This is a genomic window from Proteiniphilum sp. LBM24028, assembly GCF_056629195.1.
This window is the reverse complement of record NZ_CM152817.1, coordinates 1,628,134-1,641,999: the sequence shown is the minus strand read 5'-3', so window position 1 is coordinate 1,641,999 and position 13,866 is coordinate 1,628,134. Positions and strand designations below refer to the sequence as shown.

Genomic DNA, 13,866 nt, shown 5'->3' with positions numbered 1-13,866 from the left:
CGCATGAATATCAGAAAAAGTTTATTTCTCGCTATTGTAACGGCATTAGGCTGTGTCAATTTCAGCTATTCTCAAGATAATATTCCGTGGGAAAACCTCTTCGATGGGAAAACATTGAACGGGTGGGAGCAGATTCAAGGTAGCGCAAAGTATGAAGTGAAAGACGGGGCCATCGTTGGCACTACTGTTCTTAACTCACCAAACAGCTTTTTAGTTACAAAAAAACATTACGGCGACTTTATTTTAGAGTTGGATTTTAAAGTGGATGAAGGGTTGAATTCCGGAATTCAATTCAGGAGCAATGTCGATAAAAACTACAAAGATGGAATAGTACATGGTTATCAAGTAGAAATTGACCCAATACAAAAAGAACTCTACTCCAAAGAACCGTTTAACTATCGGTCAAATGGTGATGTTGTCCCATCGGGAACGGAACCTAGGAGTTGGACAGGGGGTATTTATGATGAAAAGCGTCGTGGCTGGCTGAATGATCTGACTCAAAACGAAGCTGCCCGAAAAGCCTTCAAACCCGGAGTGTGGAACCACATTCGCTTGGAGGCGACTGGTTATCGCATCTACACATGGGTGAATGGGGTGTTGGCTTCCGCACTATTTGACGATATGACTAAATCGGGTTTTATCGGACTGCAGGTTCATGCCGTAAAAGACCCAAAGCCAATGCAGGTTTCATGGAAAAATATTAAAATTCAGGATTTATCCAAAAACTATCCGGCACTTCATAAATCTGAACAAGATCTGACAAAGAAAAAAACAAAGTCGGCCGTTAAAACAAGTCTGAACGCTTTCTCTTTTGCTAAAGACTTGAATAGCGGGAGAATGACCCTTTTTCAGCTGATTGATTATTGTGCAGACAATGGATTTGATGCCGTGGACCTCACGGGATACTATTTTCCGGGCTACCCGGCTGTTCCGGGTGATGAATTTATCTATAACTTGAAAAAATATGCTTTCAAGAAAGGAATTGACATCAGTGGAACCGGTGTCAGGAATGACTTTGCAAATCCCGACCCTGCCAAACGGGCAGCCGATGTGAAACACGTAAAAGAATGGATTGAAGTTGCCTCAAAGTTAGGAGCTCCGGTCATTCGTGTATTTGCAGGGCCCATTCCTGCTGGATATGAGAACCGTTGGGACGACATAGCAAAATATATGTCTGAAAGCTTGAGGGAATGTGCGGAGTATGGTGAACAGCATGGAGTACTTGTGGGTGTACAAAATCACGGGGACTTTTTAAAAACAGCGGATGAAACAATCGAAATAGTGAAAATGGTCAACTCCGATTGGTTCGGCGTGATAGTCGATACAGGCTATTTCATAACCGATGACCCTTATGTGGACATTGAAAAAATCATGCCTTATGCGGTTAATTTTCAAGTAAAAGAGAGTCCGTTTGGTGTGTTGAGTCGCATTCGCATTGATATGCCGCGATTATTGAGAATTGTGAATAACAGTGGCTACAGAGGTTATCTGCCTATTGAAACATTGGGCGACAAAGTGATGAAAGGACAACCGCAACCTGATTTTCCGATGCGTCCGACAGAACCCGAGAAAATGGTTCCTGCACTTTTAAAAGAATTAGAAACAGCTATTGCCAACGAGTATAAGTAAGATCACCCTGTGGCTCCATATTGCTACAGCATTGTAAAATTGTGGTGATTGATATTTGAAAAGCCTTATCTGAGGCTTTACAGAACTGTTGTCTTTGTTGTCAACATTTTGTCTGACTTGTTGAAGTTTATAAAGGATTATATTTTAACTATTTATGGATAAAAAGGTTTTAAGAGCCGGGATTATCGGTTCGGGTTTTGCTGCGCGATTTCATTTCGATGCTTTACAACGTGTCTTCAGTACAAAAGTGGAAATTGCGGGTGTTTTTTCAAGAAATGCAGAAAATGCACAAAAATTTGCGGATGAAAGAGGACTGCAAACATTCAAAACATTGGAAGAGTTAATTGCGGCTTCGGATGTTCTTCACGTTTGCACACCTCCGGTTACACACGAGCCAATTGCAATTGAAGTGTTGAAGCAAAATAAGTTTGTCATTATTGAAAAGCCTTTTACCGGGTATTTTGGTGATGGCTCTCCAGAATTTAATGGAGATACCTTTCCTCGTCAAAAAGGACTTGAAAATGCCTTGGAAAGTATCAAGCGGATGCTCGATGCCGAGAAGAACAGCCAGGGTAAAATCATGTACGCTGAAAACTGGATATATGCCCCTGCGGTACAGAAAGAACGCGAAATCATCGAGAAAACAAAATCTCAAATACTTTGGATTCAGGCGCAACAGTCTCATTCGGGCTCTCATTCGCTTGATTATGGAAAATGGAGACTTGCCGGTGGAGGTTCGCTGATGGGAAAAGGCAGTCATCCGTTGGCTGCTACCATCTATTTTAAGCATGTGGAAGGCAAAGTGCGTTTCGGAAAACCTATTCGCCCGAAAACAATTTCAGCCCGGGTTCACGCAATCACAAGAATGGAAAATTTTGAAAATCAAGGCCATTTGCGCGATACCTATACCGACGTGGAAGATTATGCAGTCACACACATCGTTTTTGAAGACGGAACAGTGGCCGATGTGGTGGCAAGCGAGCTGCTGCATGGAGGAGTGAAAAACTATGTGGAAGTACATGCAAACAATCACCGTACCATTTGCAATATCACGCCGAACAATGCCATGCAGACATACAATCCTGTGGATGAAAATTTCAACGATATCTATGTGGTTGAAAAAACAGGCACGAAACAAGGATGGTCTAATATTTCGCCCGATGAAGGCTGGTTCAATGGGTATCAGCACGAGATGGATGCATTTTATAAAACAGCCGCTCATGGAACGCCCATTGAAAGTGACAGCAAACTTGCTGCGGATGTGATTGCGACAATATATTCAGCCTATCTTTCAGCAGAAAACAGGGGAGTAGAAGTGCAAGTTACTGTTTTTGAGTAAAATATAATTCATGCAAAAAGAAAAATCAACAAATTACAGATGGGGTGTAGTAGGTATGCTGTTTATGGCACTTACCATCAATTATATGGATCGTCAGGTCCTCTCATTGACCTGGAAAGATTTTATCGCGCCGGAATTTCATTGGACAAATAATGATTATGGCACTATAACAGGATTATTTTCTATTTTTTATGCAATCGGGATGTTGTTTGCCGGAAGGTTTATGGACTGGATGGGAACCAAAAAAGGGTTTATGTGGGCAATTGGAATCTGGTCACTTGGAGCTTGTTTACATGCTTTCTGCGGACTTGCAACCGCCGCGATTGTTACCGGAGTTTGGCCCGAGAGTTTCAGAGGCGCCGTTGAGGCATTGTCCGTTGTCAAAAACACCACATTAATAGCTTCTGTAAGTGTGTATCTGTTCGTGATTGCCCGGTTTGTGCTGGCAATTGGCGAAGCGGGTAATTTCCCGGCCTCTATTAAAGCCGTTGCCGAATATTTCCCGAAAAAAGACCGTGGATTTGCCACCAGTATTTTTAATTCGGGTGCAGCAATCGGTCCGCTTATTGCACCGCTTACCATACCGTTTTTAGCCAAAGCATACGGATGGGAGATGGCATTTATCATTATAGGTGCAACCGGATTTATCTGGATGGCATTTTGGGTATTCTTATACAAAAAGCCGGAAGAAAATAAATGGGTCAATGCCGCTGAACTGACCTATATCCAGCAAGATGAAAAAGAATTTGAAGAGCTGAAAGCAGCATCAACCCACGAGAGGAAAGTGACATACAGGCAGGCTTTTCGACACAAGCAAACCTGGGCATTTGCAGCCGGAAAATTCATGTCCGATGGTGCCTGGTGGTTTTTCTTGTTTTGGACGCCCGCTTATTTAAGTTCAGTGTATGGATTAGACTCCACACAAAGTGCTCCTCAAATCTTTGTAATGTATGCAATCAGCATGTTGTCATTGGTAGGTGGCTGGTTGCCGACTTACTATGTTGATAAGAAACGAATGAATCCATACGAAGGAAGAATGAAATCGATGTTGATATTTGCTTTTATTCCACTGATTGTATTGTTTGCCCAGCCATTGGGTTATATTTCAGTATGGATTCCGGTGATCATCATTGGTGTGGCATTGGCTGCACATCAATCCTGGTCGGCAAATTTGTTCTCTACAATCGGCGATATGTTTCCCAAACATGCCATTGGAACAATTACGGGCATTGGTGGATTGGCAGGCGGAATTGCTTCTTTCATCATGAACAAAGGTTCAGGAGTATTGTTTGATTATGCTGAAAGCAGTAGCTTGAGTTTGTTGGGATTTAAGGGAATTGAATCGGGATATTTTATCGTGTTTTGTCTTTGTGCTGTTACTTATCTGATCGGATGGTCGATAATGAGAGCTTTAGTGCCAAAATATAAAATAATAACTGAACTGTAAATAATCACATGACATGAAACGTATCGTTAATTGGGGAGTATTAAGCACTGCAAAAATTGGCAGAGAGAAAGTGATACCGGCTATTCAGGCAAGTAAATGCAGCCGTGTATTGGGAATTGGCTCGGAAAACAGAGAATTTGCAACAACAATTGCAGCTCAACATGGCATAGAAAGGATTTATGATTCTTACGAGAAACTTTTAGAAGATCCGGATATTGAAGCGGTATACATACCGCTTCCCAATCATTTACATGTGGAGTGGTCCATTAAAGCATTGGAAGCAGGAAAACATGTTTTATGCGAGAAGCCGATCGGACTAAATTCAACCGACGCTCAAAAGTTATTAGACACTTCTAATAAATTTCCTCATTTAAAAATAATGGAGGCGTTCATGTATCGTTTTCATTCGCAGTGGCATAAGGTTAGGTCAATTGTTGAAAACGGTACTATTGGAAAAGTGAGCGCTGTCAATCTGTTTTTTTCATATTACAACATTGACCCGAACAATATTCGAAACAGGACAGAAGTGGGTGGTGGAGCATTGATGGATATTGGTTGTTATTGCATATCCTTTTCGAGATTCATACTCAACTCGGAGCCTGAAAAAGTGATTGGTGTAATGGATATGGATCCTGTGATGAAAACAGACAGGCTGACCTCGGGGATTCTTGTTTTTTCAACCGGTGCAACAGCAACATTTACGTGTTCCACGCAATTAATGCCTTATCAACGGGTAAATATTGTAGGCGAAAATGGTAGAATTGAAGTGGAGATACCTGTAAATGCTCCAGTCGATAAGATGACTCATGTTTGGATTTACACCAAAGGGTGTGCAGAAGAAGTTACATTTGATCCTGAGAATCAATATACTCGACAAGCCGATTATTTTTCAAGAACCATCATTGAAGATGGTGAAATTGAGTTTTCCCTTAGTGATTCTATTAATAATATGAGAGTTATTGATGCAATTGTTGAAAGCAACAAAGAACATAAATGGATAAAACTATAGAAAAAATTGTAAATCTTCGATAAACACCCCTGCTCAGAGTGAGTGTTCAAACCGATGCATGGGGAAAGTGCATTCTGCAATGTCTTGCAATGTATACGGTACGCTGTGAAAGGTGAGAATTCCAATTTTGAGATTGATTACCCAAATCTGCTTGTTTTAAAGGGCCTGCTTTCCCCATCCGCCATCCTGCAGGCATCTATTTCTGAGGGAGAGACACTGTGGTGACCTAAATCGTCTTCATGTCGGCCGATAATTTCACCATGGTGTCTGACAGCCTGCATACCGTCGGCATCAAGAGGAAGTTAATCATGTTGAACTAGAGAATAAGCCTGTGGGTCGTAGTAGTTGTTGTCTCGTGCCATCCAGACGGGGTATTTTTTTCCTTTCATTCAAATAGCTCGATTGTGTAATCCAAAAGTTCAATTCCGCCGGATTTCCCGTGTCCGGTTATAACTTTTTTTACTTTTGGATATTTCATCTTTACTTTTCTTACCGTTTCCGACCACTCTTCGACATTCGCTTCCGCGAGATTACCCTTTCCTGCTCCTGCTTCTTTTATTAAACAACCGCCAAACATAATATCTTCCAAAGGGAAATAACCAATAATGTTATCGCAGGTATGGCCTTCTCCACAAAATTCAATATGCACCGCCTCGTTACCGATATTTAAGTTCAAATACTTATCAAACCCCTGTTTTGGTATCGTAGATCCATTTTCTTTCGCTATCTGTATCGTTTTGTTGTAGGCGTAAGAAATAATGCCCTGTCTGTGAAATTCCTCCAGGCCTCCCAAGTTGTCTATATGATAATGCGTTGGAACAACCGCTATAATTTTGCATTTCAACGATTGTGTAAGCCAGTTAATCAGTTCGCGAGAAGTTTCATTGTCTGTCGGCGTATCAAAAATAACGGCTTCATTGTCCTTTGCAACAATCATTCCATTACACGAAATTTTCTCCAGATCCCCATAATCAAGAAATGAAATATGTTGATATACATATTCGGAAATCTGATTAATTATCAAAGACGCTGAGTTGTATACATTCTTTTCCGTTACTCTGTCTATGTTGACATTGCCATGAACCGTGGAGTGGGTCCCGTCCGGATTTACAATTACATTGCCGTGAACTACGGAGTGAGTCCCGTCCGGATTTACAATTACATTGCCGTGAACCGTGGAGTGGGTCCCGTTTGGATTTACAATTACGTTGCCGTGAACCGTGGAGTGGGTCCCGTTTGGATTTACAATTACATTGCCATGAACCGTGGAGTGGGTCCCGTCCGGATTTACAATTACATTGCCGTGAACTACGGAGTGAGTCCCGTCCGGATTTACAATTACATTGCCGTGAACTACGGAGTGAGTCCCGTCCGGATTTACTACAACTGTCTGTCCGATTACATCCGTCACAAATGCAACACAACAAATCATTAATAAAGTTTTCATTTTTTCATAATAGAAGGTTGCGCCTTGTTATCCTGGTTTTACGGATACTGCGAATTGTCCACGGCATATAACCCGGTCGATTTGGGGGCTCCCCGGCTCATTTTGCGTAAATATACGGAGATGGTAGCCGCTACCATCTTCCTCTTCTTCAATTTCAACCCCGTAATGGGGATACGAGTCCTCGAAACGTTCAGAAAAATCACAGCGATAAGCGAGACTAAGTTTCGCATTTACCCTGTTGCCAACTGTTTGCCCGGTTTCGCCCATAAATTGATACCATCCCGGCAACAGCCGGTCACTTGCAACAGGCGGTCCCGTTTCGGTCGGCCAGCTCTGTACGATAAAGGACAAATCCACCTTGTTGCGCCCGTCTTCCGAAAAGAGGTAAATACCGTGTGTTCCTGCATAGGCAGCATCTCTGTATATGATTCCATGATCGAGTTCGTAGGTGTTGTCCATATAGAAGAATCGTCCGGTAAGACGGGGAAGTTCAGGCTCATCGGAGTTCTCTTTTTCACATGCTGTGAAACCTATGCTTGATATGAATAATGAACAACTTACAAAAATCAATCTTAAAAGTGAGCGATTACTCCTTTCCATATGTTTGATATTTTAGAAGTTATATCATTTACAAATAACTGTTTTAACCAGCGTGTATAATTGTTTCTTTAGTTTCTTTTTTTAGTCGATTGATGAATCTGTAACAGGCAACTTCTCGCCTCATCTTGTTTTCCCTAATATCGGGTAGGGAGGTACTCTCTCGTGTTTCAGAATGAAACCATGCGATATCGTTTTAAAATCGCCTTGCTGATAAAAGTCAGAAGAAATACCCCACCGAGATATTTGTCGTCCACATCTTCGTGGTGGGTTTTACGGAACCGCCTCCAACAAGATATCCGAATGCTGCCATGTTGTTCAGTACATGCCTGAAACCTACACCGACCGTTAGTCTGTCCATCACTTCGGTGCCCATTTCGGCCGCTAAACCTGCGTTCCACCGCTGTTGCATATACACGTTATTCTCTTCTACATCCAGAATGCGGATTTTGGAATCAAACAAACTCCATTTCACTTTCATGGATTCTCCTTCATAAGACGTTCGCACGTGTTGTTCGGCTGTTGGCGTAAACGTGGCAAACCCGCCACCCATAACATACAGCTTGATCGCGGGAGATACAATGAACTTTGTTTTTAAATACAAAGGCAGCTGGAATGTGTGCATATCTGCATAACCCTCCATTTCAACTCCTTCGGGGACCTCCAACCCTTGCGTGTATTTGTCAGAGTTAATGGTTGCACCGCTGTATACATACAGCAATTCTGTCTGTAACCCGAAGTGGGCTCCAAACATATATTCAGCCATAAATCCTGCATGCACACCCATGCGGGGCTTGTAGATTTCCAGTTCCACACCGTTCATGTTCATATTGATGTTCGAGATGTTTCCACCGCCTTTTACTCCTGTGCGAAATTGTGCGAAGGTGGCTGTCGTCAACAATAACAACAGGACTAAAGGAATGATTCTTTTATTCATGATTTATAATTAAAAAGCAGATTATAACGCTCTTATTACCATGATCTAAAGCTGATAAACAGTGTAGCCATCAGGTTGGATACGCTGATTTTCTCCTCCGATTTATAATTCTGCCCTTCCACGTTCATGTTGTCGATTGTACCCATCACATACGATAACTTAAGCCCGACACCCGTTTTGCTGTTTACTTTATATTCACCCGCTACTCCGGCATTTATGCCAATAGTTGTTTTACTGCCGTTTACGCTAACTCCGCTCAGGTTCATGTCGCTGTTAACGAAAAGCGGACCAATACCGAAATTGGACACCAGCAAAAATTTTTCAGATTCGTTGCGCCCCACAAACGATGGTCCAACGTAAAGAAAACTTTGTGTTTCCTTGTAATTTACGCTTTGGTTTAATCCGGGAATGGTGATGTTATCGCCCGAGGTGCTTGCCGAACAATAGTTGGCATTCAAGCCCAATCCCCAGCCTTCCTTGAAAAAGTATTGTGCATCGGCGTCAACAGTGAAACCGTGACGTAATTTTTTATTCATGTCATCGATTTTGGAGTCGCCGGTTTTTTGCACTTTCCCCAATCGAAAAGCATAACCACCGCCAATGGAAAAGCGGAAATCCTTGTAGTTTTGCGGAGTTTGATATTCCACCTGATAGGGTGTTGCCTGCTGTGCATTTGCAGACAAAATGGCCGATGCGCTAATAAAGGTAGCAGCTAATACGATAAGATAAATTCGTTTCATAAAATGGTTGTTTTTTTAACGTGTTTATTTCTTTTTTTCTATTTGTATCACTTGTGGGCGAATGGTATCGTTGGATGATGTTTCTATTACAAAAAACTCCGGTACTTGGGTAACTTCATCGGTTATGGGCATAATAGTATATGCTTTGCTTTTTTCTACAGAAAATATAAGTTTGTAATGCGTGTGTGGATTGTTTGATTCCGCAATTGACGCACCAATTAATCCGAACATGGCGCCTGCCATGGCTGCTTTGTCTTTCCATTGCTGAAAATGACGGATTTCCACCGTTTTTTCACCGGGCAATACATCCGTATGTTTGGGGTAACCTTTCATATAACTACCCACCGAAACTGTATCAACTTTAATGAGTAATGCCGATTCCGACGTTTTTTTTCCTTTAATCCGCAGTTTGTGGTCTCCCTGCTGTATGCGGGCCAGTTCACCCGAACCCGGCTTTGCTCCCTGATAACCCTTTGTGCTGCCACAACCTGTAGATAGTACAAGACATGCAGCAATAATCCCGATAAATAAAAGTGATTTTTTTGTCATTTCAAGTTACAATTAAATTGGGCACATGTACTGTGATATCAGACAAGTTGCCTGTCACAAGTTAATAAGCTAGTAATCCAAAACAAAGATAAATCTTCTGTTTTTTATAAATGTTGATTTAAATCAAGGCACGATGTTAAAACAGGTTTTTATTACTTTTTTTCAGTTTCCGGCGGATACGACTCAGGGTTTCGGGCGTGATTTGAAGGTACGATGCCAGATCTTTGGCGGTGGTTCGCTCAAAAATATGGGGATTGCATTGCAGAATTTTGATATAGCGTTCTTCCGGAGTACGGGTATAGGTATCGACAAAACGTTGATATGTTTCGGAATACAACAATTCGGTTATATGGAGAAAATAACTGCTGTTTTCAGTGATAAGTCGCTCTAACGTTTCATAAGTAATCAAATAGACTTCACTTTCACACAGGGCGACGATATCTACGCCGGAAATTTCTTTCAGCCTGAATGCGCCATAATCGCCCACGAACGAATTTTCGAAGGCATAACCCACTACATGGTGTTCTCCCCGGGAATCATGCGCGGAGTAAATAAACGCTCCTTTGCGTATATATCCCATTGTTTTACATGAACTTCCGGTAAGAGAGAATGGCTCGCCACGACGGTATTTCACCAATGTACCGTTCTGCCTTATAAAATCAATTATCCCGGAGTAGTCAAAGCGGGTCATATAGGTATTGAAGTCAGACATAGAACAAGTAACCAGAAAGCGGAAGCGAAGCCGCTGTACAGACTGAAAAAATGGTTTATTTACACATACAGAATGTATGCCAAAGATAGAAGAATATGACTTATATGCCAAATTAAAGCAGTAAGTTTTTGTGTGTTGTTCCGGTATCATGGCATGCATCGGTCGGATGCTAAACCTCGACATCTGTTTTTTCCGGAGAGTACGGTTGTCTGCCGTTAGGCAAAATGTCTGATCCGCAACATACAAGCTCTAATTTTCGCAACTGGGGGGATATGATGGTTTTAGAGGTCCAGGTAGTATTCTTACCCGGATATGCACGTGTCGATATCGTTACGGCTTTCGTCCTGCTGATTTTGCAAATTTGTTTATTGTCATAAGAATAGTAATAATCCAATAATAAATCCTATAGCTGTTGAACCAATTGCTATTGCTGTATTTTTCAATCTATCTCTTGAAACTCTGTCCTGTATATTTCTTGGATCATAGATTTCGTCACTTTTGATGTCTTTGTTATTATCTGATTTATTGAATCGATAAAACTCAGCACGACATCTGTAACAGGAACTCCAAAGGTCAGGTCTGTTTTCTTCTGTAATTATTATTAAATCCGCATTGATAGCACAAGCTTCGCCTCTCAGAATATTGATGGCATGTTCTTCACTACATGCTACTGAAAAACCTGAATCGCCAAGTTTAACTTCTCCAATCTTAGTCGCTAATGTGTCCGCAATTGAAATGTTTTTTTTAATTATCACATCACATGTGACATAATCGGACTTTTTAATATGATATCCGGTTCGAACTATGCGATGACTGCAATTAGAAAAAAGTAGGACTGTAATTAATAAATAGAACATTCTTTTCATCATGTAATTGTTTTTAAGTTGTTATCATAAATTCAATCTTTCAACGTTCGAAGGATTGCATTTTCTTACGGTTTAATCTTTGCTTAAATTATGGTACAAATTTCAGGGGGTATTGTTACTTCTCCAACAACTCTGAATGGTTGAGTTGAACGAAAAGATTGTGTAGAATTTCCAGGAAACTTCTTGTCGGTTAAGTCGGGGTCATGTTCAATTTCTCCTGTTGGTTCTACTAAGTATATTCTTTCCCGTCCGTCTCCAAAGGCAAGTTCTGCTCCCCAAACTGCAGCGTCTAATGTCGCTGTCAAGAAGATATTTTTTGTTTTTTTGTTGTCCGTAGTTAGAATTGTAACCAGTATCTATTAAGCCATCAACTTTCAAGTCTGCTTTTATCCCGTGAAAAAAGTCTGTGCGAAAGGTGTCGCACCTTTTCTGTTCGTTATTCTTATTCTCCATTGTAAAATTTTATTTTTTACAGCCTGTTGTCTTTGGTTGCCGGTTGTTTTACGATGCTGGATAACATCGTGTTATGGGATGTTATTCTTCAAATTCTAATCTTTTTAAATTATAAATCCGTTTGCTTGTTCTATTATCATCTGACTCAAAAACTATTTCAATTTTGTCATTATCGATGTAGCGGGCATCTTTTCTCCAATACAACGATGAAATTGACATAGAATAGTCATTCAAAGGAAATGGAGTAATCACTTCAAGTTTATACGTCTTTTCGGCATTTCCTTTCTCATTATATATGACAAATACATTTACTCCATAACCGGTGGAATACCAATTATCATAGGTCGCAATTGAAGAACCATTATCAGCTTTTCCGTCATTGAAATTAAGAGTCCTGCAAGAATCAGTACATAAATCGGAAGTCTCAAAAGTCGTTTCATCTTATCCTGGTATTTATAACTAATCTTCGGAATAACAATTCGCTGCCGTTTGTATTTAAAGTTTTCCCTGTTTGAGTTTTTTAGTAGTATCTAAATACAAAAACGATGTTAATATGAACAGCGAAACGCTTGTAAAAAGCGCAATCAAATACATTTTTTCAAATGACAAATTAAGTCCAAGTAATAAAGCGCCGATAGCAATTATCCCGGAAAATATTGAATACCAACTTGTCTTATAAAACCATCCATAAGGAAAAAGATGAGCACCTGTAATGATTGCATAAACCATAATAAAGTACTCTGGAATTTTAATCATTGTGAAGATTAAAAACGGAAAATAAAACAATTGGGCAAAGTTTAACCAAAGTCCTAAAGGTTGTAAGGGATTATTTGTGATTTTCCAATTGGTCTTTAGTATCCTGGAAAAGAAAAGTGCCATTGGAAGAAGTGGGGCACCTGCTATGAATACAAGTACAGATCTGTCATACGCTTTGAATTTAAGTGTCCATAAATAAGCAATTACCAGCCAAATTATACTTGCTGATAAAGTAAAATCAATCCCATTTTTTGATTTAACTGATAACTCATTTCTTAATTCATCAAGTTTTTCCGTTGTCATTTCTATCAATCTTTTGTTAACGCTATAAAAATATAACTTTCATTGATACCCGATTTGCAATATTCGTGAATAATTATTAATGTGAAAATATTTTGTATTTATATCGGATAGGGATATGAAACATCAGGGATTTCGGAGCTCTTCCACTGTCAAGGTACTGCAGACCTTGGTGCGAGAGGCAAAACTTGAATAAAAATTTATTTACCAATGTTTTATGACCGCGTGTTATGGACCCTGTTTCCTTTTCCTTTCTTATTCATCCACCATTTCATAGTCAATCCCCAGCCAAGTCCACAAATTAACCATAATGGTATCCCAATCAAAATACTTTTTTGAGTAATATCCTTATTTTTAATCAATGGGAAAAGGATTTGCATTGTAATAAACATAAACAGTCCAAAGAAGAGGCCTGATTTCAACCAATTTTTAGTCGAATTTTTCGTTTCCGAAATTTCAAGATTAATGTTTTTATATCTGTCGGGTTGCTTGTTTAACCAGTTTTGTTTTAATGCTTTTCTAAACCATCCCCAAATCGGAAAAGTCAAAACCAGTACTATCAATGATGTCAAGTTTCTTTGTACAGGAATTATTTCACCACAATTGTCACAGTAATAACCGAACCAGTTTTTGAACATAGTTCTATTTTGCGATGACCATTTAAGTCCGCTATGCATAGTTCCACAATGAGAACAAGGAATCAATGAACGTTGATAGAAAGGTTTTTTCCCTTCCCGTTCGATTAACATTACTTTTGGGATTGTCTGTCCTAAAATCAATTCATTAATTACAAGTCCTGGATTAATAATACAATGCAAAATCACCGGACTTTTCCAATTCCAGATCTTGTATTTCTTCTTGTCGTATTTCATGTCATTGTTTTTTATTCATTTTTTCACATCCGTAAAGTATTGTCTTCCCTTGACGGCTAACGGCGAGAAAAAGAATAGTAGCCGACAGCGTGGTATCTACCTGTCAAAAATACAAAAAAAGTTGAAGCGTACAACCCTTGAATTTACTATTTACTCTGTTATTATTTGTATCATTGTTATGTGCTATGCTTTATTTCCTTAGGAATCTAATTT

At 40.0% G+C, this 13,866-nt stretch carries 13 protein-coding genes and 1 pseudogene; 4 read left to right on the top strand and 10 right to left on the bottom strand.

What is annotated here, in order from left to right; genetic code table 11:
* The first annotated feature begins 3 nt into the window (after positions 1-3).
* The 4 genes from AC1HCU_RS06540 (at position 4) to AC1HCU_RS06525 (ending at position 5,424) form a co-directional block, all read left to right on the top strand.
* Positions 4-1,629: a 3-keto-alpha-glucoside-1,2-lyase-like domain-containing protein gene (locus AC1HCU_RS06540; RefSeq protein ID WP_480370532.1), complete on the top strand. Its 1,626-nt coding sequence runs from the start codon at positions 4-6 to the stop codon at positions 1,627-1,629.
* A 154-nt stretch (positions 1,630-1,783) separates the two neighbouring features.
* Positions 1,784-2,968, top strand: coding sequence for a Gfo/Idh/MocA family protein (locus tag AC1HCU_RS06535; RefSeq protein WP_286880563.1), 1,185 nt, complete (start codon positions 1,784-1,786; stop codon positions 2,966-2,968).
* A gap of 10 nt (positions 2,969-2,978) precedes the next feature.
* Positions 2,979-4,415 (top strand): MFS transporter, encoded by a 1,437-nt coding sequence (locus tag AC1HCU_RS06530; RefSeq protein ID WP_480370528.1) that lies wholly within the window; start codon positions 2,979-2,981, stop codon positions 4,413-4,415.
* Positions 4,416-4,428: 13 nt separating this feature from the next.
* Positions 4,429-5,424, top strand: coding sequence for a Gfo/Idh/MocA family protein (locus AC1HCU_RS06525; protein WP_480370525.1), 996 nt, complete (start codon positions 4,429-4,431; stop codon positions 5,422-5,424).
* Positions 5,425-5,809: 385 nt separating this feature from the next.
* On the opposite strand, the gene bla is transcribed toward AC1HCU_RS06525, so the two are convergent.
* The 10 genes and pseudogenes from bla to AC1HCU_RS06475 all read right to left on the bottom strand — a co-directional run bounded on the left by bla (position 5,810) and on the right by AC1HCU_RS06475 (position 13,653).
* On the bottom strand, positions 5,810-6,871 hold the full coding sequence (gene bla, locus AC1HCU_RS06520; RefSeq protein WP_480370522.1) for a subclass B1 metallo-beta-lactamase: 1,062 nt from the start codon (positions 6,869-6,871) through the stop codon (positions 5,810-5,812).
* A gap of 27 nt (positions 6,872-6,898) precedes the next feature.
* Positions 6,899-7,471 (bottom strand): hypothetical protein, encoded by a 573-nt coding sequence (locus AC1HCU_RS06515; RefSeq protein ID WP_480370519.1) that lies wholly within the window; start codon positions 7,469-7,471, stop codon positions 6,899-6,901.
* Positions 7,472-7,688: 217 nt separating this feature from the next.
* A complete protein-coding gene (locus tag AC1HCU_RS06510; RefSeq protein ID WP_480370517.1) occupies positions 7,689-8,405 on the bottom strand; it encodes a porin family protein in 717 nt (238 codons plus the stop codon).
* Between the two features lie 35 nt (positions 8,406-8,440).
* Entirely contained in the window at positions 8,441-9,145 is a 705-nt protein-coding gene (locus AC1HCU_RS06505; RefSeq protein ID WP_480370515.1) for an outer membrane beta-barrel protein, read from the bottom strand.
* Positions 9,146-9,169: 24 nt separating this feature from the next.
* The gene (locus tag AC1HCU_RS06500; RefSeq protein ID WP_480370512.1) at positions 9,170-9,694 is read right to left on the bottom strand and encodes a hypothetical protein; all 525 of its coding nucleotides are present in this window, start codon (positions 9,692-9,694) and stop codon (positions 9,170-9,172) included.
* 136 nt (positions 9,695-9,830) lie between these two features.
* Positions 9,831-10,406 (bottom strand): Crp/Fnr family transcriptional regulator, encoded by a 576-nt coding sequence (locus tag AC1HCU_RS06495; protein ID WP_480370509.1) that lies wholly within the window; start codon positions 10,404-10,406, stop codon positions 9,831-9,833.
* A gap of 371 nt (positions 10,407-10,777) precedes the next feature.
* Positions 10,778-11,275 carry a hypothetical protein gene (locus tag AC1HCU_RS06490; RefSeq protein WP_480370506.1) on the bottom strand — a complete coding sequence of 166 codons (498 nt, stop codon included), beginning with the start codon at positions 11,273-11,275 and terminating at the stop codon, positions 10,778-10,780.
* A gap of 110 nt (positions 11,276-11,385) precedes the next feature.
* Positions 11,386-11,725 (bottom strand): annotated as a pseudogene (gene arr, locus AC1HCU_RS06485) (NAD(+)--rifampin ADP-ribosyltransferase); the annotation flags it as partial.
* A 495-nt stretch (positions 11,726-12,220) separates the two neighbouring features.
* Positions 12,221-12,784 carry a DUF7010 family protein gene (locus AC1HCU_RS06480; protein ID WP_480370503.1) on the bottom strand — a complete coding sequence of 188 codons (564 nt, stop codon included), beginning with the start codon at positions 12,782-12,784 and terminating at the stop codon, positions 12,221-12,223.
* A gap of 212 nt (positions 12,785-12,996) precedes the next feature.
* On the bottom strand, positions 12,997-13,653 hold the full coding sequence (locus AC1HCU_RS06475) for a hypothetical protein (RefSeq protein ID WP_480370501.1): 657 nt from the start codon (positions 13,651-13,653) through the stop codon (positions 12,997-12,999).
* Positions 13,654-13,866: the final 213 nt, after the last annotated feature.